Origin of the sequence: Sphingomonas zeicaulis (assembly GCF_050433225.1) — a bacterium.
In the GTDB taxonomy this organism is placed as follows: domain Bacteria; phylum Pseudomonadota; class Alphaproteobacteria; order Sphingomonadales; family Sphingomonadaceae; genus Sphingomonas_D; species Sphingomonas_D zeicaulis.
Genome location: NZ_JBNPXQ010000003.1, coordinates 39,331 through 59,037 on the forward strand (window position 1 = coordinate 39,331; position 19,707 = coordinate 59,037).

Sequence of the window (19,707 nt, forward strand, 5' to 3'; positions counted from 1 at the left end):
GCACTGGATTAAAAAACGGTTTTTATTGCCTAATTTACCTTATCGGCGTCAGATGCGTCCATAATGATCGCATTTGCTGACGACGCTTTTTGTGACAGCGGCTGTCACAAAACCCTGCTGATTCGAGGGCTTGCGTGCCATCGTCCGAGGCGTCAGCCTGACGGGCAAAGATGCGGACGGGGAGGATGAAGGTGCGGACGCACGATCTGGTGATACATGGTGCGAGCGGCTTTACTGGCCGGCTGGTCGCCGAATATCTCTCCGACACTGCAGATCCCGCGCTGCGTTGGGCGCTTTCCGGCCGAGACCTCGACAAGCTGGCGGCGGTGCGCGACGCGATCGGCGCGCCCGATACGCTTCCGCTGATCCGCGCGGATGCAGACGATCCCGAATCGCTCGCCGCCCTCGCCGTCTCGACCCGCCTCGTGCTGACCACGGTCGGCCCCTACCAGCTTTACGGATCGGGGCTGGTCGCAGCGTGCGCTGCGGCTGGCACCGACTACGTCGATCTATGCGGTGAGCCCGCATGGATGCGCATGATGATCGACGCGCATAATGCCGAGGCGCAGGCGAGCGGCGCGCGCATATTATTCTCCTGCGGCTTCGATTCGATCCCGTTCGATCTCGGCGTGCTGATGTTGCAGCAGGCGGCGCAGCGCCGTTTCGGTAAGCCCGCGCAGCGGGTAAAGGGCCGCGTCGTCAAGATGAAGGGCGGCGCTTCGGGCGGCACGCTCGCCAGCATGCGCGCGACGATGGCGGCGGCGGCCAAGAGCCTCGACGTGCTCAGGCTGATGAAGGATCCGTTCGCGCTGACGCCGGGCTTCGAAGGGCCGCACCAGCCGAGCGGACTGATTCCCGAATATGACGTGGATGCCGGCGTCTGGGCGGTGCCGTTCGTCATGGCGACGATCAACACCAAGAATGTCCACCGCACAAATGCGTTGCTCGGCCACCCTTGGGGCACCGACTTCGCCTATGACGAGATGCTCTACACCACGCTGGGCGAGGCGGCAAAGGCCGCGGCCGAGGCGATCGCCAAGGCCAATCCGTTCGGCGACAGCCCGTTGAAGCCGGGCGAAGGCCCCGACAAGGCCGCGCGCGACGCGGGCTTCTACGAGGTCTGCTTCCTCGGCAGGACCGCCGCCGGCAACGATCTGCGGCTGACGGTGATGGGTGACCGCGACCCGGGCTATGGATCGACCAGCCGGATGATCACCGAGACCGCGCTGTGCCTGCTCGATGACGGTGCGGACGTGGCGGCGGGGATCGCGACACCGGGCGCGGCGCTGGGCGCGAAGCTTGCCGAGCGGCTGCAGGCGCGGGCCGGGCTGCGGTTTACCGAGGAGGGGTAGTTAGTAGGTGCGCTCGGGCGCCCCCTCATCCAGCAGCTATCGCATTCCCGCATCTTGGATGGATTGAGCGGGGCTGCCGCCGCGCTCCCTCGCCCCTATGGGGCGAGGGCTGAGCAGCCCCCTCAGTTCCAGCTCTCCCGCCGCAACCAGTCCTGAAGCTTCTGCCTGAGGCTGCGCATCACCAGTTGGACGTAAACGGCGTAGACCGCCGCGAAACCGCCCAGCCACCACAGCCAGTTGCTGCCGGGCACCAGCAGCAGCTTGAGCGCGACCAGCGCGGCGGCCCAGAAGATCAGCAGCACGCGGATGTTGAGTTCGAACAGTATCGATCGCCATCCCGCAGGAAAAGCCATCACCCGTGCGCCTTCAGGCGTTTCGGCCTCATCCAGCGCCACCGCCGCATTCCGCCGGCGCGTCACCCGGCCGCTGTCGACATAGGCGAACGCATCGAAGCGGCGGAATTTGTCGAAGCCCTCACCACGCTCGAATGCGAACGCGTCCGACGACATCCGCGTGACGACATAATGGCCGCCGAACCCCGCCACGATCCGCTCGAACCGCGCATCGTCGAGCGCCGGCCAGTCCAGTTCCCAGTTCACCACGCCAAGCGCCAGCCGCAGCCAGTCGATCCGCCCTTCCCGCTCCATCGCTCAGCGCCGCCGGCCTTGATGGCGGATATTCGCCGGGCGCCCGCGCTTGCCGACGATGCGCCGGTCCTTGCGCGGACGGTCGTGGCGCATCGGCATGTGATTGACGCCCTCGGGCAATTCGAAGCGCAGCGCGCCGCTCACCGGATTGGCCTCGACCAGCCGCAAGGGCAGCATCTGCCCACGCGCATAGGTGTCGCCCGATTCCTCGCCCTCCAGGGTCTGGCTCGCCTCGTCATAGCGGAAGCGTTCGGCGCCCAGCGTCGAAACCGGCACCAGCCCGTCCCCGCCGAAGCCGGCGACGGTGGCGAAGAAACCGAAGCTCTGCACGCCGGTGATCCGCGTATCGAGCACCTCGCCGATGCGGGTCGCGAGGAAGGCAGCGACATAGCGGTCGATCGTCTCGCGCTCCGCCTCCATCGCGCGGCGCTCGGCCTGGCTGATGGTTTCGCCCAGCCGAACCATCGCGCCGGCATCCTCCTCCGATAGCCGCGTCGCACGCGCCTCGGGCTCTAGCGCATAAGCGCCCACCAGCGCGCGGTGGACGACCAGGTCGGCGTAGCGGCGGATCGGGCTGGTGAAATGGGCGTAGCTGCCGAGCGCGAGGCCGAAATGGCCGGCGTTGACCGGCGCATAATAGGCCTGCGTTTGGCTGCGCAGCATCTGCTCCATCACCAGCGCGCGGGTCGCCTCGTCATTGGCATCCAGCCGCTTGATGAGCTGGTTGAAGGTGGCGGGGCGCACGACCTGGCCCAGCGCGAAGCTGATGTCGAAGGTTTCCAGATAATCCTTCAGCGCGACCAGCTTCTCGCGGCTCGGCGGTTCGTGGACGCGGTACATCACCGGCGCCTTCTTTGCCTCCAGTGCCTTGGCGGCGGCGACGTTGGCGGCGATCATATAATCCTCGATCAGCCGATGCGCGTCGAGCCGCTCGCGGATCGCGATGCTCTCGATCCGGCCAGTCTCGTCGAGCACCACGCGCCGCTCGGGCAGGTCGAGCTCCAGCGGCTCGCGTTTGTCGCGGGCGGCGGCAAGCGCGCGCCAGCAGGCCCACAGCGGCTTCAGCGCCTCCTCGACCAGCGCCCCCTCGCCCGCATCGATGCGCGCCTGCGCATCCTCATAGGCGATGTTCGCCGCCACGCGGATCACCGCGCGGGTGAAGCGCTGTTCGAGGATCTTGCCCGCGCGGTCGATCACCAGATGGCAGACCATCGCCGCGCGATCCTGCCCTTCCTTCAGCGAGCAAACATCCGCCGAGAGCCGTTCGGGCAGCATCGGCACGACGCGATCGGGGAAATAGACGCTGTTGCCGCGCTTGCGCGCCTCGCGGTCGAGCTGCGACCCCGGCCGCACATAGAAGCTGACATCGGCGATCGCGACGATCGCGCGCCAGCCGCCAGGGTTGGCGGGATTTTCGTCCGGGCTTGCCCACACCGCATCGTCATGGTCGCGCGCGTCGGCGGGATCGATCGCGACGATCGGCAGATGGCGCAGATCCTCACGTTGACCGAGAGCCTGGGTGGCGATCTCATCCGCCTCCTCCAGCGTCTCTTCCTTGAAACGGTCGGGGATGCCGAATTTGTGGATGGCGATCAGGCTGAACGCCCGCGGCGCGAAGGGATCGCCCAGCACCTCGCTGACCTTGGCGGTGATCCGCGGCGGCCGGCCGGTCTTCTCGGCGAGGACGAGATCGCCAGGCTGGGCGGGGCCGACGTCCGAAATCTGGGTGTCGCGGCGCTCGCGCTTGTCGACCGCGCGCAGCCACAGCCGCCCCTCCTGCTCCTCGACGACGCCGAGGATGAGTTCCTCGCCGCGCGCCAGCTTCTTCATCGGATGCGCCACCCAGCCGGCGCCCTTTTCCTCGGTGCGCGCAAGGATGCGGTCGCCCACGCCCAGCGCGGACCGCTTGCCGCGCTCGATCACGCGCAGTCGCGGCGGCGGCTTGCCGTCCGCCTCCCAGCGCTCGGGCACCGCCACGGGCTGGTCGCCGTCGATGTCGACGATGCGCAGCACCGTCACCTTCGGCACCCCGCCCATCTTGTGGAAGGCGCGGCCGGGGGCGCTGTCGATCAACCCCTCGTCCGCCATGTCCTTGAGCAGCGCTTTCAGCGCGATCTTCTCATGGCCATGCAGCGCGAAGGCGCGCGCGATTTCCCGTTTGCCGGCCGGCTGGTCGGAACGTGTGATGAAGTCGAGGATTTGCTGGCGGCTGGGCAAGCCCGGCGAAGGCGGTTTCGGCATCGCCGGAACATAGGGGGTTGGCCCCGCCCGTCCAACCGATATGCTGAGAAGACCTCATGGAATATGACATCCTCATCATCGGCGGCGGGATCAACGGCGCGGCGATCGCACGCGAAGCGGCGTTGCTCGGCCAGAAGGTGCTGCTCGTGGAGCGCGACGATCTCGCCTCCGCCACCTCCTCCGCCTCGACCAAGCTGATCCATGGCGGCCTGCGCTATCTGGAATATTATGAGTTCGGGCTCGTGCGGGAGGCGCTGAAGGAGCGCGAACGGCTGCTGGCGGCGGCGCCCCACCTGATCCGGCCGATGCGCTTCGCGCTGCCCCATGAAGACGGGCTGCGACCCTGGTGGCTCGTGCGGCTGGGGCTGATGCTCTACGACCGGATGGGCGGGCACATCTCGCTGCCCCACTCGCGCGGCTGGGGCGAGGAGGATGGCGCGATCCGCGCGCCGCTGAAGGATCCGGCGGTGCGCGGCTTCCTTTATTCGGACGCCTGGGTGGACGATGCCCGGCTGGTCGTGCTCAACGCGCGCGACGCCGCAGACAATGGCGCGACCATCCTCACCCGCACCGCGCTGACCGGCGCGCGTCGCATCGAGGGCGGCTGGCAGGCGACGCTGTCGGACGGGAAGGACGTGACCGCACGCGCGATCGTCAACGCGGCCGGCCCCTGGGTGACGGAGGCGCTGCGACTGACCGGCGCCAACGCCGCCGCCGGCATCCGGCTGGTCAAGGGCAGCCACATCATCGTGCCGGCGCAATATCGCGGCGACCACGCCTATATGCTGCAGCAGCCCGACCGTCGCATCGTCTTCGCCATCCCCTGGCTGGACGACAAGCTGCTGATCGGCACCACCGACGTCCCCGTCGAGCGCCCGGAGGATGCGCGTATCGACGAGAGCGAGATCGACTATCTGCTGGGCGCCGCCAACCGCTGGTTCGCGTCGCAGCTTCGCCGCGAGGATGTGTTATGGACCTACAGCGGCGTCCGCGCGCTCTATGACGACGGCGCCAGCGAGGCGCGCGCGGTAACGCGCGACTATGTGCTGGAACTGGATGCGGCGGGGGCGCCGATCCTCTCGGTGTTCGGCGGCAAGATCACCACCGCGCGCCAGTTGGCCGAGGATGCGTTGAAGAAGCTCGCACCCGCGATCGGCATCGATGCACATCCCGTAAGCCGCGCGCGCGTGCTGCCGGGCGGCTATGTCGCGGCGTTCGGCGATTTCCTTGCCGACATCCGCACGCGCTACCCGTTCCTCGGCGAAGCGCGGGCCGAGCGGATGGCGCGCGCCTATGGATCGCTGCTCTACGACATGCTGGGCGACGCCGCGGACGCGACGGCGCTGGGCGAGGATCTCGGCGGCGGGCTCGGCACGCGCGAACTCGACTGGCTGGTGACGCGCGAATGGGCGCGCACCGCGGAAGACGTGCTGTGGCGCAGGACCAAGCTGGGCATCGTCGCACCGCCCGAAACCGCCGCGCGGATCGAACGCTATCTCGGCGAGCGCGCTATCGGCCAGCCCTGAGCTGGCGCAGCAGCGCCACCGGCAGCAGCGTACCGAGCAGCAACCCGGGCAACGTCGCCGCGCCCTGCACCAGCGCATCGGCAACATGCGCGACGCCGGCGGTGCCGAACGGCTTGAACATCGCCGCCGAGATCGTACCCACCGCCGACGAGAACAAGGTCGTGCCGAGCCACACGAGAATCACGAACGCGGCGATGTGCCACCCCGCGCCGCGCGTCAGTTCCTGCGAACGACGCATCAGCGCCAGCGGGCTGCGCCCCTCCCCCAACGCCAGCAGCGGCGTGCACAGCACCAGTCGCCCGGCGAAATAGATCGCGGGCAATATGAACATCAGCGCGCCGCCGATCATCGCCAGCATCACCACCAGCCGCTGCAGCAGGTGCCACGGATACAGCCGCAGCGCGCGCACCAGCGCCTCGCCCACCGTCGGCCGATCAGGCGCGGCGAGCAGCACCGTCATCGCCAGCTCGCCATAGGCCACCCACAGCGCGTGCAAGACGAATTCGGCCTGATGCTGCTGATAATAGGCAAGCATCATCGCGAACGCATCGTCGCCCGCGGCCGGCTGCGGCATCGCCGGCAGGAAGGCATAGAGCAGCGCGGTCGGCAGCAGCATGAAGAACCCGCCGATCGCGAGCAGCAGCGGCCGCTCACGCCGGAAGGTTTCGATCATCTCCTTCCAGAGTGCATCATAAGCCGGCGGACGATCGAGCGGAGTCGGGGATGTCGGGGGTATCAGGCGAACCGCTCCCATGCACCGGGCCGGCGATCGAGCGCCTCGTGCAGCTTGGCAATGAAGATGAGCGCCGTCATCGAGAGCAGCGCGGAGGCAATGGCGGTAAAGGCCGGCGCCAGCAGCCAGGCGATGCCCGGCGCGAGCAGGCGAAAGACAAGGCCTAACACGGAGCCGACGGCAAGCGCGACCACCCCCGACACCAGCAGATACAGCAGCAGGGTGCCGAAGATCCGCCAGAAGAAGCCGCGCGTGGCGGCGAACGAGATGCGGATCGCCGCGATCGGCCCCGTCCCCGTCGCGACCAGCGGCGTGATCAGGATGAGCCGCGCCCAGGTGCACAGCACCACGATCAGGAAGGCCAGCATGTAGAGGACGAGCCAGGGCGGCAGCACCGGTGGCTGTGCCTGCAGGTCGGCCGCCCCCGTCACGACCGCGCCGACCAGCGGCAGCGCGCCGAGCATGCCGACGAGCGCGAGCAGCAAGGTCGCCCCGATCATCGCACCCAGCCGCGGCAGAGCGCCGCCGAACGCACCCTGCGCCGTCGTCGCGCGGTCCAGCCCCAGCATGGTGACGCCGATCTGCCCCAGGATCGACCACAGCGCGCCGACGAGCAGCAGGAGCATCGCCGTCAGCCGCATCGCGGGCGACGCGGTGGCGAGCGTCGACTGCAGGATCGAAGAGAACGCATCATTGACGCCGATCGTGGCGAGCGCGAGCAAAGCCGCCGGTCGCCAATGATCGGCGAGATGGCGGGTGGTGCGATCCCACACCGCGCTGATCGAGAGAGTCGCTGGAGCCATGAGCGCGGCCCTCTTGCCGCAAGCGGCGTTGCCCGACAACCGGCGATTGGGATCGGCCCTGCGCTTGCATCCGCGCAAGGCAGGGGCCAAGTGCAGCGCATGGATCAGACAGACGATCTCGACGGCGTCGAATGGCAGCAGGCGCCGGGGCTCACCGACTATCCGTCGGCGCATGACGATATGGAAGCGCGCGCGCAGGCGATCCGTGCGGGCACGGCGGCGGAGCGCATCTGGCTGCTGCAGCATCCGCCGCTCTACACCGCCGGCACCAGCGCCGATCCGGCCGAACTGATCGACCAGCGCTTCCCGGTGTTCAGCACCGGGCGCGGCGGGCGCTATACCTACCACGGTCCCGGCCAGCGCGTCGGCTATGTCCAGCTCGACCTGCAGCGCCGCGGGCGTGACGTGCGCTGCTTCGTTCATGGGCTGGAAGCCTGGGTGATCGCCGCGCTCGACCGGCTGGGCGTGCGGGCCTGGGCGGTCGACGGGCGCGTCGGGATCTGGACCGACGATGGCGGGCGGGAGGCCAAGATCGGCGCGATCGGCGTGCGCGTGAAGCGCTGGGTGACGCTCCACGGCTTCTCGGTGAACGTCGATCCGGATCTGTCGCATTTCGGCGGCATCGTGCCGTGTGGCCTGCCCGATTATCCGGTGACAAGCCTCGCCCGGCTGGGGCTTCCGTATGCAGCGGAAGCCTTCGATGCGGCACTGCGCGCGGCCGCACCGGCTTTCCTCGCGCGGCTCCAGCGGCAGACCACCCTTGAGGGGCATGCCCTTTGCGGGTAATGTCTACCTCGATTTGGGTATTAGGCGGAAGCTGCCAAATCGACAATCTAGGGAGTCATATATGCGCCACCTCGTTTCCAAGCTGATGACCGCTTCGATGGTTGCCGGTGCGGCCCTGCTCGTTTCCGCCTGCGGCGGCGAGAAGCCCGCTGCCGAAACCAACACCACGACCGAACTGAACGAAGCCGATCCGATGATGGATGGCACCGCCAACGACACCATGACCGATGGCGATGCGATGATGAACGACAGCGGCAACATGATGGACAGCAACATGATGGCCGGCAACGCGATGTAAGATCGCGCGTTCGCCTCATCAGCGAATGTAGGGGCCGTCCGGGTGATCCGGGCGGCCCTTATGATTCCGGCGTCCGCCCGATTTGCGACAGCATCGGGCGCATCGGTCAGAATTCGTTAACAAGGTGTTGAGGAAACAGGTTGAGCCGTGGCCAAAACCGGCTAATATCCCCACTTCACGGGAGAGAGTTTTGGGAAGCGTGTTGGGAAACTCGTGGCAAGGGGCCGCCAGGGCGGCAGCGGGCGCGGTCGGGGTCGCGTGCGCATTGGGAACAGCAGCGCCGGCTTCGGCGCAATTCTTTTACAAGACGACGCCGTTCGAGACCGGCCCCGTCACCGGCAGCGAGCCTGGCCTCGGCCTGCCGCTGCCCGGCGCGACGCCGGCCGAATATCGCGCGGCGCTGATCTGGAACATGCGCGCGGCGCTGAATGTCGCAGCGCTGCAATGCCAGTTCGCGCCGCAACTCGGCACGCTCGCCAATTATAATGCGATCCTGCAAAATCACCGCGCCGAGCTAAAAAGCTCGTACGACGTGCTCGCGGGCTATTTCAAACGCACCAACAAGACCGCGAAGGCCGGGCAGGACGCGCTCGATATCTACGGCACCAAGACCTACAGCGCCTTCTCCACCGTCGGCGCACAGCTCGGTTTCTGCCAGGCCGCGGGCAATATCAGCACTGCCGCCCTGTACACGCGGCAGGGCAAGTTTCACGAACTGGCGGAAAACCGCATGCGCGAACTGCGCAGCAGCCTGATCTCGCGGCGCGAGCTGAAATTCCATTATTATGTCGTGGAATATTATCGGCCCAACCTGCCGAACCTGAATTCGCTCTGCTGGGACAAGACCAACAACTACGACTTTAAGCGCTGCCCATGGGTAGGCTACACCCGCGTCGCGCGCTGAGCTGACTTGATTTCTCCTCCCCGACGCTGCGCGCCGGGGAGGAGAAAACGCGCCTCAGCGCAGCCCCAGCATCTTGTGCGTCTGCAAGGTCAGCCGCCAGAGCGGGCGGGCCATCGCAAGCGCAACCGCGGCGTCGCGATTGGCGGCATATTCGGCATCGTCCATCGGCTGGACGAGGAAGTTGGCGAAGTCCCACCCCTCTAACTCCGCAAGGTCGATCCCCGCCTGCGGCCAGACCAGCTTGAGTTCGTCGCCGCGCGTCTGCACCACAGCGCTGCCGGCCTTGGGGCTGATGCACACCCAGTCGATCCCTGGTGGCGCCGCGATCGTGCCGTTGCTCTCGATCGCGATCTCGAAGCCGGTATCGTGCAAGGCATCGATCAGCGCCGCATCCACCTGCAGCAGCGGTTCGCCGCCGGTCAGCACGACATAGGGCCGCGCCCCCTCGGCCATGCCCCACAGCGCGCCGACATGCGCGGCGAGTGCCGCGGCATCGGCGAAGCGGCCACCGCCATCGCCGTCGGTGCCGACGAAATCGGTGTCGCAGAATCGGCAGACCGCGGTCGCGCGATCCTTTTCGCGGCCCGTCCACAGGTTGCAGCCGGCAAAGCGGACGAACACCGCCCGCCGGCCCGCGCGACGGCCTTCCCCCTGCAACGTCAGGAAGGCTTCCTTGACCGCATAATTCGCCATGTCAGGGCTGCTGCGCGTAGCCCGTCGGATCGGGCAGGCCCGCCTCCTCGAAGCCCTTGGCGCGCAGCCGGCAACTGTCGCAATATCCGCAATGCAGGCCGCCGGGCGCCGGATCATAGCAGGACCAGCTCATCCCCGCGTCCAGCCCCAGCCGCGCCGCCTCGCTGACGATCTCCGCCTTGCTCATGTGCTGCAGCGGCGCGCGGATGCGGAACCGGTCCCCCTCCACCCCCGCCTTGGTGGCGAGGTTGGCGAGCGTCTCGAACGCGTCGATGAATTCGGGGCGGCAATCCGGATAGCCCGAATAATCGAGCGCGTTGACGCCGACATACAGGTCGCGCGCGCCCGTCGCCTCGGCCCAGCCCAGCGCCAGCGAGAGGAAGATCGTGTTGCGCGCAGGCACATAGGTGACCGGGATATCGTCCCCCACCCCACCCTTCGGCACCGCGATGTCGTCGGTCAACGCGGATCCGCCGAACCCGCGCAGGTCCATCGGCAACACGATGTGGCGCTCCGCGCCCAGCGTCCTGGCGATGCGGCGTGCCGATGCGATCTCGACGGTGTGGCGCTGATTATAGTCGATCGTCAGCGCGAGCAGGCGAAAACCGTCTTCGCGGGCGCGCGCGGCGCTCACCATCGAATCGAGGCCGCCCGAAAGCAGCACGACCGCAAGCGGCGATGTGGATTGGGACATGCGCCTGCGGCTATCCCCCAAGCGCCCGCAACGCAAGCGCTGACACCGTAAATCGCCCGATTCTCCTTGACGTGCGCCCCGCCGGCATGACCACTCCCGCGCTGAGTGTTGCCGGGGGGCATGTGATGATCAGCTTCCATCGATCGATCCAGTTGAAGATATTGGGCGTGGCGATCGGGCTTTTGGCGGCAATGGTCGCGGCGATGATCTTCGCGTCGCAATCCACTGCGCGGGTCAATCGCCAGCTGGCGACCTTCACCGAAGCGATGCTGCCCTTCGCATTGGCCGCCAAGGATATGCGCGCCGCCATGCTGACCGAACAATGGGCGATCCTGCATCGTGAACCCGGCCTGTGCGGCGCCGGCTTCGCAGGGCGGAGCAAGGCGATCCAGCAGCAGCTTGCGACCATGGAGACGATCCGCCGCCGCGGCGAGAGCATCGCCATCCTCGAGATCAACCGTTCCAAGTTCGTCGAACTCCGGCCGCTGGTGGCGGAAATCGCCGAGCGTCATGGCCAGTTGATCGCCGATGTGCGCCGGCTGTGCGCGGCGGGCGACAGCGAGACCGGGCGGATCGCCGGTGCGCTCGCCCGCGACCGCGCGATCGAGATCGAGCATCATGTCGACGATCTCAGTGACGATATCGCCGTCTTCTCCCGCCAGAGCGTCGACATGGTGCAGGCCAATGAGCAGCGGGCGCTCTATGCCAACCGCCTACTGGTGGGCATCGCGGCACTGGTTGGCGTCTATCTCGCCTGGCTCGTGGCGCGCGGCCTCACCCGGCCGATCGAGCGGCTGCGGCAGGGCGCGCTGGCGGTACAGTCCGGCAATCTCGAACGCGAGGTGCCGGTGACGACCACCGACGAGATCGGCGACGTCACCCGCGCGTTCAACGCGATGATCGGCGAATTGCGGTTGAAGGAGGAGATCAAGGCGACCTTCGGCCGCTATATTGACCCGCGCATCGTTTCCACCCTGATCTCGGCCGACGCGCAGCGATCGATGGCCGGGCAGCGCCAGTCGGTCACCATCTTCTTCTCCGACCTCGTCGGCTTCACCCCCATCGCCGACCGGCTGACGCCGGATGGGCTGGTGACCCTGATGAACGCCTATTTCAGCGCGATGTCCGAAGCGATCCGCGCCGAACATGGCATCATCGACAAATATATCGGCGATGCGGTGATGGCGTTCTGGACGGCACCGTTCGTCACCGAGGGCAATCAGGCGGAGGCCGCCTGCCGCGCCGCCCTGGCGCAGTTCGATCGCCTCGCGGAGTTCCGCCGCCAGTTGCCCGATCTCATGCGGCTGCGCCACGATCTGCCGCCGATCGACATCCGCATCGGCCTGTCTTCCGGCGAGGCGGTGGTGGGGAGCATCGGATCGGATGCGGCGCGCAACTTCACCGTGATGGGCGATGTGGTCAACGCCGGATCTCGGCTGGAAAGCGCCAACAAATTCTACGGCACGCGCATCCTGATCGACCAGGCGGTCCGCGATCAGGCGGGCGCGGCGATCGCGGTGCGGCAGGTCGATTGCGTCATCCTCAAGGGCCGCAGCGAGGCGAGCGCGATCTTCGAACTGCGCGGCCTCGACGGCGACGCCGCGCGGGACGAACTGGTCGAGCGCTATGACGCCGCCTTTGCGGCCTACCGGGAGGGCGATTGGGCGACAGCGCAAGAGGGGTTCGACGCCTGCCTCGCCCTCGCCCCCACCGACGGCCCCGCCCGCCTGCTCGCCGCCCGCACCGCGGCGCTGGCCGCCGATCCGCCGCTCGGCTGGTCAGGGGTGTGGAAGATGGAGACGAAATAGGCGCGGGTGGATTGTCCGAGCGCCGAGACGGAAACCTGCAATAATTCCCCCTCCCCTTCAGGGAAGGGGTTGGGGTCGGGGCGAACGTAGCGAGCTTCCGGCAATGCCGGAAACCGCGGCGTCGGGGGCATTGAGCCCCCGCCCTCGCTCCCCACCCCCGAGCCCCTCCCCTGAAGGGGAGGGGAGAGGCTTGACGTAGGTTCAAGTAACGGGCTCGCCCCCTGCTCAATTCGCCTCGATATGCCGCTCCGCCTCGCTGATCAACGCAACCTCGGCAAAGTCCAGTTCTTCCTGCAGGATCAGGAACGCATCGGCGCTCACTTTCTCCTCGTGAAGCAGTTCCTCAAGCCGCGCCCGCTGACGGTGGATCGCGGCGAGCCCGACGCGGCGCTTCTCGTCGATCAGGGACCGATCGAACGGATGGACCGCGGCAATGCGGGCGACCTCGAACGACAGCCGCCAATGATCGGCCATCTGCCCCTTTTCGGCATCGAGTGCGCCGAGCGCATGGCGGGCCAGTTCCGCCCGCCCCTCGACCAGCTCGCCATCGATGCCGTCGCCGGTATCGAGCCCCAGCAGGCGCACCAGCGGCGCCAATGTCAGCCCTTGCAGCACCAGCGTCACCAGCACCACTGCGAAGGCGGCGAGCACGATCAGGTCGCGCTGCGGGAAGCTGGCGGGCAGCGCGAAGGCGCCCGCCAATGTCACCAGACCGCGCATCCCAGCCCAGCCGACGAGAATGCCCTGCCGGAAAGTTGCCGCCCGCCCCGCGCCGCGGACCCCGGGAAGATGCCAGGCCAGCCGGTTGTAGATCAGCACCCATGCCATCCGCACCACGATCACGCACAGCACCACAGCGCCCGCGAACCATGCCGCCTCGCGCAGCCGCTCCGCCGACATTTCCCCCACGATCGTGCGTGCCTGCAGCCCCATCAGCAGGAAGGCGAGCACGTTGAGCACGAACACCATGGTATCCCACGTCGCGAAGCTCTGGATGCGCATGCGCGGCGGCGTCTGGATATTGCCGGCATGGCCTATCGTCATGCCCAGCGCGACGAGGCATAGCACCGCCGACAAATGCAGTCGCTCGGCGATGATCCACATCCCGAACGTCATCAGGAATTCGGCGGCATTCCCGCCCAGTGTCCCGTTGGTATAGCGCCGCAGCCAGAGAAACAGCCGCCCGCAGACGATCCCCAGCAGGATGCCGCCGGGCGCCGCGAGCCCGAGCCGCACCGCCAGTGCGCCATCGACCGCATGGCTTTCATGAAAGGCGAGCGCGCCGGTGAACAGCAGCAGCGCGGTTGCGTCGTTGAGCAGACTTTCGCCACGCAACACCGTGACGGTACGTGACGGCATGCGCACGCTGCTGAGCACCGCCGTCGCCGCTGCCGCATCGGGCGGCGAGACGATCGCGCCCAGCGCGATCGCAGCGTAGAGCGGCAGTCCGGCAAGCGCGACGCCCAGCCCGGCGACCGCCGCCGCGCTGATCAGCACTGCGCCAATCGCCAGCGCCGCCAGCGGCCGCCACAAGGATCGCGCCGACGAGATCGGGAAGTCGTAGGCGGCATCGAGCAAGGCAGGTGCGATGAACAGCGCCAGCGACAATTGCGGGTCGAGGCCGATCGCGGGCGTGCCCGGCACAAGCGCCAGCACCAGTCCGGCTGCCGCCAGCATCGTCGGATACGGGATCGCCAAACGGCGTGAGACTTGGAGCAGTAGCAGCGCGATCGCGAGCAGCAGCAACAGGCTTTCGAGGAAGGTCATGCGCGGCCCCCCTGCGCTTGCCGCATGCCGAGCCCGCGATCGATCGCGTCGGCCGCCGCGATGCCGCTCTGCCAGGCGCCATGCGCGGTCGAGAAATCGGTGACCGAGCAGGCCTCTCCCGCGAAGCACAGCCGCTCGTCCACCGGCCGGGCGAGCGTAACGCGCGCCGCCGCGCGCCCCGGCAACGCATGGCTGTAGGAACCGCCGATCGTCGGTTCGCGCCGCCATTGGGTGACGACCAGCGGCGTCAGCCCTTTCACGAAATCGCTGCCGAGCAGGTGGCGCAGCTCTTCGATCGCGAAGGCGTTCGCGGCCGCTTCGCCCCCACGCTCCAACGCCTCAGCCTGTCGCCCGCCGAGATAGCATTCGATCAGCGGCCGGCCAAACGGACGGAGATAGTAGCTGCCCGTAGCGGCGCTGTCGGCGCGGCCGAGAAGATGCGATTCGGGCGGCACCATCTCGGGCTCCGCCATCGCGAAGAAGATCTTGTCGGCGAGACCCAGCGGCAGACCGGCGGCGGCATGGATATGATCGTCGGCCACGCCGGGCAACCGGACGCCGCCCTGTGAGAGCACCGCCGTAGATACGGCGACGATGGCGGCCCGCGCCCGGATCGCCCCGTCCGCGGTCTCCAGCGTGACGCCCGCATCCATCGCAATGGCAGTCACCGGTGTGCCGAGCCTTGTGGGCACGGCGCCGCCCAGCCCGGCGAGGAAGGCGCCATAGCCGCTCTCCAGCCGCCAGTTGGTCTCGGTCGCGGCATCATCATAGTTGACGAAATCCGCCGCCGACAGCCGATCGAGCTCGGTACCGTTGACGAAGCTGCTGAGCCCGTCGACGAAGCCACGCCAGCGATCGTCGGCGGGCATCGCATCCGCCGCGCAATCGCTTGGCGGAGGATCGTGCCGCAGCCGTTCGCCCCAGCGCTCATAGGCGGTCCAGGCGGCGTGCTGGTCATGCGCCGAGATGCCGAGGTTGCGGAGCTGCCGGCACCACGCCCCCTCGCTGCGATCGAAGCGCAATCCAAGGCTTTCGGCGATCGGCGCGAGCGGGTTGCGCTCGGCGCTGTGTAGCCAGCCGCAGCCGAGATCGATGGCATGGCCGGCAAGCGAGACGGTGTGCGCGCGGCCGCCGAGACGTGGCAGCGCCTCCACCAGCAATATGCTGCGCCCCAGTTCCTGCAGGCGGCGTGCCGCGGCGATGCCCGCAACCCCGCCCCCGACGATGGCAACGTCCAGTCCGGCCATGCACCCGCCCACGATTCGCGGCACCTTCGCTCGCAGGCTTATACCAAGCCGCGATGAGCATGAACTCATCGCAACTTGGTTAAGCCCGCGCGGCGCCTGAGCGGATCCTCACTCGATCGGTCGCAGACCGAGCGGCACGGTATCAGCAGCAAGTGCCGCAGCGGATGCAACTTCCCCGCACCATCGTCGTTCTGTCGGCCGCCATCGCAATCCGGAGAGACTGATGTCCGCCATGCCCATCGAGCTGCTGAGCGCCGCCGACTTCGAATTTCCCGCGGTCATGCTGACGGGGCCGGTCGACTACAACATGTACCAGTTCTTCCGGCAGGCGCTGTCCAACGCGCCGCGCGAGGGGCTGGTCGTCGTCGAACTGTCGACGTTGGGCGGCGACCCCGAGGTCGCGCGGATGATGGGCGAGGATATCCGCTATCACAGCGATCTTCATCCCGAGCGCCGCATCGTCTTCCTCGGCAAGACCGCGATCTATTCCGCGGGCGCCACCTTCATGGGCTTCTTCGCGCGCGGCAATCGATATCTCGCCCGCGGCACGCGGCTGATGATCCACGAGCGCCTCCTGACCAAGCAGATCAATCTCCAGGGGCCCCTCACCTCCTGCATCGCCACGCTGAAGCAGACGCTGCATGAGATCCAGGCCTCGATCGAGATCCAGAACGAGGGCTTTCAGAACCTGATCCTGGGCTCAAGCGTGACGATGGACGAGGTGCTGAACCGCGCCACCGAGAACTGGTACCTCGAGGCCAACGAGGCGCAGCAGCTCGGCCTGATCGAGGCGGTGATCTGAGTTTCAGGGATGGCGCAAATTCATGTTGCGCCGCACCACCGGATGACGTTCTCTAGGCGCCATGCTCAAGGCCGCTGTCCACCACCTCACCGCCTATCATTATGACCGGCCGATCAGGCTGGGGCCGCAGGTCATCCGCCTGCGGCCGGCGCCCCACAGCCGCACCAAGGTGCCGAACTACGCGCTCAAGATCGAGCCGCAGGGGCACTTCCTCAATTGGCAGCAGGATCCGCACGGCAATTGGCAGGCGCGCATCGTCTTCCCCGATCCGGTCGACCATTTCCAGATCGAGGTGGATCTGCTGGCGGACCTCGACGTCATCAACCCGTTCGACTTCTTCGTCGAACCCTATGCCGAACAATATCCCTTCACCTACGACGATGCGCTGACCAGCGATCTCGCCGCCTATTTCGAGGTGGACGAGGAAGCCAAGGGCGCGCTGTTCGAGGAACTGGTCGCAGAGCATGAGGGGCATGAAGGCCGCACGATCGACTTCCTGGTCGACATCAACAGCGGGCTGCAGAAGCGCGTCGGTTATGTGATCCGCATGGAATCGGGCGTGCAGACGCCCGAGGAAACGCTGGAGGTCGGCACCGGATCGTGTCGTGACAGTGCCTGGCTGCTGGTGCAGTTGCTGCGCCGGCTGGGTTTCGCCGCCCGCTTCGTCTCCGGCTATTCGATCCAGCTCGTGGCGGATGTCGAGCCGGTCGACGGGCCAAAGGGCGTCACCCAGGACGTGGTCGACCTGCACGCCTGGGCGGAAGCCTATGTACCTGGCGCCGGCTGGGTGGCGATGGATGCAACCTCCGGCATGTTCGCCGGGGAAGGCCATATCCCGCTGTGCGCGACGCCACACTATCGCTCCGCCGCGCCGATCTCCGGCCTTGCCGAACCCGCGGAAGTCGATTTCCGCTTCGAGATGAGCGTGGCGCGCATCGCCGAAGCGGTGCGCATCACCAAGCCCTTCACAGATGCACGCTGGGCAGCGGTGCAGGCGCTCGGTGAGCAGGTGGACAAGGATCTGGTCGCGCAGGACGTGCGGCTGACGACGGGCGGCGAGCCGACCTTCGTCGCGGTGGGCGCCGGCGAGGCGCCCGAATGGAATGGCGAGGCGGTGGGTCCGACCAAGGCGGGCTTTGCCGACAAGCTGGTGCGCGAGATGCGCGATCGCTTCGCCCCCGGCGGCATGATCCATCACGGTCAGGGCAAATGGTATCCCGGCGAAAGCCTGCCGCGTTGGGCCTTCTCGGTCTATTGGCGCGGTGACGGCATTCCGGTGTGGCGCAACACCGCGCTGATCGCGACAGAGGACGGCGATGGCCGGCCTGCGACCACCGCCGATCAGGCGGCGCAGTTCCTTGCTGGGCTGACCGACGCGCTCGGCGTGAAGCGTGATTTCATCCTGCCGGTCTATGAGGATCCGGTCGCCTGGTCGCTCAAGGAAGCGGAACTGCCCGCGAACACTGCGGCGACCGATCCGAAGATCGACGATCCCGAGGTGCGCGCCCGCATGGTGCGGACGTTCGAGCGCGGGCTCGGCAACGCCGTCGGCTACGTGCTGCCGGTGCAGCGCTGGCAGACGAAGCAGGCGCAGGGCTGGCTGAGCGAGCTCTGGTCGGTGCGCCGCGGGCGGCTGTTCGCGGTGCCGGGCGATTCGGCGCTGGGATATCGCCTGCCGCTGGAATCGCTGCCCTATGTCGCGCCCGCCGACTATCCCTATATCAATCCGCGCGACACCAGCGAGCCGCTGGAACCGCTGCCCGACTTCCGCACGGAACGCGGGCCCGGCGGCAACGCCGTGGCCCCGCGCGTGCAGCGGCCGGCCTCCGCGCCACCGCCGCCCCAGCAGCCGCGCGTGGAGCAGGGCCCGGCGATCGGCGGCGCGGTGCGCACGGCGATCACCGTCGAGCCCAAGGCGCACTACCTCACCATCTTCATCCCGCCGACGCGCGCGCTGGAGGATTATCTGGAGCTGATCGCCGCGGTCGAGGAGACAGCGGAGGCGCTGCAAATTCCCGTGCGGATCGAAGGCTATCCGCCGCCGTCCGATCCGCGGCTGAAGGTATTGCGCGTCACGCCCGACCCCGGCGTGATCGAGGTCAACGTCCACCCGGCGGCAAGCTGGGCGGAAACGGTGGACATCACCGAGGAACTCTATGCGATGGCGCGGCGCCACGGGCTGACCGCGGACAAGTTCATGGTCGATGGCCGCGCGGTAGGCACCGGCGGCGGCAACCACATCGTGCTGGGTGGCCCCAGCATCAATGATTCGCCCTTCATCCGCCGGCCGGACCTGCTCAAGAGCTTCATCCTCTACTGGCAGCGCCATCCCTCGCTCAGCTATCTGTTCTCCGGCCTGTTCATCGGGCCGACCAGCCAGGCGCCGCGTATCGACGAGGCGCGGCATGACGGGCTCTACGAGCTCGAGATCGCGCTGGCGCAGGTGCCCGCCCCCGGCGACGGCGATACACCGCCTGCATGGCTGGTCGACCGGCTGTTCCGCAACCTGCTGGTCGACGTGACCGGCAACACCCACCGCACCGAGATCTGCATCGACAAGCTGTTCTCGCCGGACGGGCCGACCGGCCGCCTCGGCCTCGTGGAATTCCGCGGCTTCGAAATGCCGCCCGACGCGCAGATGAGCCTGGCGCAGCAACTGGTGCTGCGCGCGCTGACCGCCTGGTTCTGGCGCGAGCCGCAGCAGGGCAATCTCGTGCGCTGGGGCACTGCACTGCATGACCGCTTCATGCTGCCGCATTTCGTGTGGACGGATTTCGTCGAGGTGCTCAGCGACCTGCGCGGTGCGGGCTACGCCTTCGACCCCTCCTGGTTCGAGGCGCAGCGCCAGTTCCGCTTCCCGGTACACGGCACCGTCGAGGCGGGCGGCGTCAAGCTGGAGATCGCGCATGCGCTGGAACCCTGGCATGTGCTTGGCGAAACCGGCGCCATCGGCGGCACTGTGCGCTATGTCGACAGCGCGACCGAACGGCTGCAGGTTCATGCGACCAACCTCGTGCCCGGCCGCCATGTCATCGCCTGCAATGGCCGCCGTGTGCCGCTGACCTCCACCGGCGTGCCCGGCGAGGCGGTGGGCGGCGTGCGCTACAAGGCGTGGTGGCCCGCCAACACGCTGCATCCGCGCCTTCCCGCCAATGCCCCGCTGACCTTCGACGTGCTCGACCAGTGGAGCGGCCGCTCGTTGGGCGGCTGCGTCTATCATGTCGCGCATCCCGGCGGCCGCAATTACGACGATGTGCCGATCAACGCCTATGAGGCGGAGGCGCGGCGCAAGGCGCGGTTCCAGGATCATGGCCACACTCCAGGCCGCATGGCGATCCCGCCGGAAGAGCTTCCGGGCGAATTCCCGATGACGCTGGATCTGCGCCGCGCGGCGTGGATCTGAACG

The 19,707-nt window shown here is 67.7% G+C and carries 16 protein-coding genes; 8 read left to right on the forward strand and 8 right to left on the reverse strand.

The features are described from left to right. The first annotated feature begins 185 nt into the window (after positions 1 to 185). Positions 186 to 1,352 carry a saccharopine dehydrogenase family protein gene (locus FHS96_RS13010; protein WP_429591896.1) on the forward strand — a complete coding sequence of 389 codons (1,167 nt, stop codon included), beginning with the start codon at positions 186 to 188 and terminating at the stop codon, positions 1,350 to 1,352. A 122-nt stretch (positions 1,353 to 1,474) separates the two neighbouring features. On the opposite strand, the gene FHS96_RS13015 is transcribed toward FHS96_RS13010, so the two are convergent. Together FHS96_RS13015 and rnr are read right to left on the reverse strand one after the other, a co-directional pair. Further along, positions 1,475 to 1,999 carry a hypothetical protein gene (locus FHS96_RS13015; RefSeq protein ID WP_429591899.1) on the reverse strand — a complete coding sequence of 175 codons (525 nt, stop codon included), beginning with the start codon at positions 1,997 to 1,999 and terminating at the stop codon, positions 1,475 to 1,477. Positions 2,000 to 2,002: 3 nt separating this feature from the next. Then, positions 2,003 to 4,240, reverse strand: coding sequence for a ribonuclease R (rnr, locus tag FHS96_RS13020; protein ID WP_429591902.1), 2,238 nt, complete (start codon positions 4,238 to 4,240; stop codon positions 2,003 to 2,005). Positions 4,241 to 4,296: 56 nt separating this feature from the next. Here rnr and glpD point away from each other — a divergent pair, with 56 nt between their 5' ends. Next, entirely contained in the window at positions 4,297 to 5,766 is a 1,470-nt protein-coding gene (glpD, locus tag FHS96_RS13025) for a glycerol-3-phosphate dehydrogenase (protein WP_429591904.1), read from the forward strand. On the opposite strand, the gene FHS96_RS13030 is transcribed toward glpD, so the two are convergent. Both FHS96_RS13030 and FHS96_RS13035 read right to left on the reverse strand, forming a co-directional pair. Continuing rightward, on the reverse strand, positions 5,750 to 6,439 hold the full coding sequence (locus FHS96_RS13030; RefSeq protein ID WP_429591907.1) for a hypothetical protein: 690 nt from the start codon (positions 6,437 to 6,439) through the stop codon (positions 5,750 to 5,752). The genes glpD and FHS96_RS13030 overlap by 17 nt on opposite strands. A 62-nt stretch (positions 6,440 to 6,501) precedes the next feature. Beyond that, positions 6,502 to 7,302, reverse strand: coding sequence for a hypothetical protein (locus tag FHS96_RS13035; protein WP_429591910.1), 801 nt, complete (start codon positions 7,300 to 7,302; stop codon positions 6,502 to 6,504). 99 nt (positions 7,303 to 7,401) lie between these two features. Between FHS96_RS13035 and lipB the strand changes: the two genes are divergently transcribed. The 3 genes from lipB to FHS96_RS13050 all read left to right on the forward strand — a co-directional run bounded on the left by lipB (position 7,402) and on the right by FHS96_RS13050 (position 9,290). Further along, positions 7,402 to 8,088 carry a lipoyl(octanoyl) transferase LipB gene (gene lipB / locus FHS96_RS13040; protein ID WP_429591913.1) on the forward strand — a complete coding sequence of 229 codons (687 nt, stop codon included), beginning with the start codon at positions 7,402 to 7,404 and terminating at the stop codon, positions 8,086 to 8,088. Between the two features lie 61 nt (positions 8,089 to 8,149). After that, complete coding sequence (locus FHS96_RS13045) at positions 8,150 to 8,386, forward strand: hypothetical protein (RefSeq protein WP_429591916.1); 237 nt, start codon at positions 8,150 to 8,152, stop codon at positions 8,384 to 8,386. Positions 8,387 to 8,651: 265 nt separating this feature from the next. After that, positions 8,652 to 9,290, forward strand: coding sequence for a hypothetical protein (locus FHS96_RS13050; protein WP_429591919.1), 639 nt, complete (start codon positions 8,652 to 8,654; stop codon positions 9,288 to 9,290). Between the two features lie 54 nt (positions 9,291 to 9,344). Here the strand turns inward: FHS96_RS13050 and queE are convergent, their stop codons facing one another. Both queE and queC read right to left on the reverse strand, forming a co-directional pair. Then, positions 9,345 to 9,983, reverse strand: coding sequence for a 7-carboxy-7-deazaguanine synthase (gene queE, locus FHS96_RS13055; protein ID WP_429591922.1), 639 nt, complete (start codon positions 9,981 to 9,983; stop codon positions 9,345 to 9,347). Between the two features lies 1 nt (position 9,984). Continuing rightward, a complete protein-coding gene (gene queC / locus FHS96_RS13060; protein ID WP_429591925.1) occupies positions 9,985 to 10,677 on the reverse strand; it encodes a 7-cyano-7-deazaguanine synthase QueC in 693 nt (230 codons plus the stop codon). 125 nt (positions 10,678 to 10,802) lie between these two features. On the opposite strand from queC, the gene FHS96_RS13065 reads away from it, so the two are divergent. Beyond that, positions 10,803 to 12,485 (forward strand): adenylate/guanylate cyclase domain-containing protein, encoded by a 1,683-nt coding sequence (locus FHS96_RS13065; protein WP_429591928.1) that lies wholly within the window; start codon positions 10,803 to 10,805, stop codon positions 12,483 to 12,485. Between the two features lie 225 nt (positions 12,486 to 12,710). On the opposite strand, the gene FHS96_RS13070 is transcribed toward FHS96_RS13065, so the two are convergent. After that, positions 12,711 to 14,252: a cation:proton antiporter gene (locus FHS96_RS13070; protein ID WP_429591931.1), complete on the reverse strand. Its 1,542-nt coding sequence runs from the start codon at positions 14,250 to 14,252 to the stop codon at positions 12,711 to 12,713. Beyond that, positions 14,249 to 15,499: a flavin monoamine oxidase family protein gene (locus FHS96_RS13075; RefSeq protein WP_429591934.1), complete on the reverse strand. Its 1,251-nt coding sequence runs from the start codon at positions 15,497 to 15,499 to the stop codon at positions 14,249 to 14,251. The genes FHS96_RS13070 and FHS96_RS13075 overlap by 4 nt, the downstream gene beginning before the upstream one ends. Positions 15,500 to 15,731: 232 nt before the next feature. Here FHS96_RS13075 and FHS96_RS13080 point away from each other — a divergent pair, with 232 nt between their 5' ends. Both FHS96_RS13080 and FHS96_RS13085 read left to right on the forward strand, forming a co-directional pair. Further along, positions 15,732 to 16,301 (forward strand): peptidase S14, encoded by a 570-nt coding sequence (locus tag FHS96_RS13080; protein ID WP_429593057.1) that lies wholly within the window; start codon positions 15,732 to 15,734, stop codon positions 16,299 to 16,301. 61 nt (positions 16,302 to 16,362) lie between these two features. After that, a complete protein-coding gene (locus FHS96_RS13085) occupies positions 16,363 to 19,704 on the forward strand; it encodes a transglutaminase family protein (RefSeq protein ID WP_429591937.1) in 3,342 nt (1,113 codons plus the stop codon). The last annotated feature ends 3 nt before the right edge of the window (positions 19,705 to 19,707 follow it).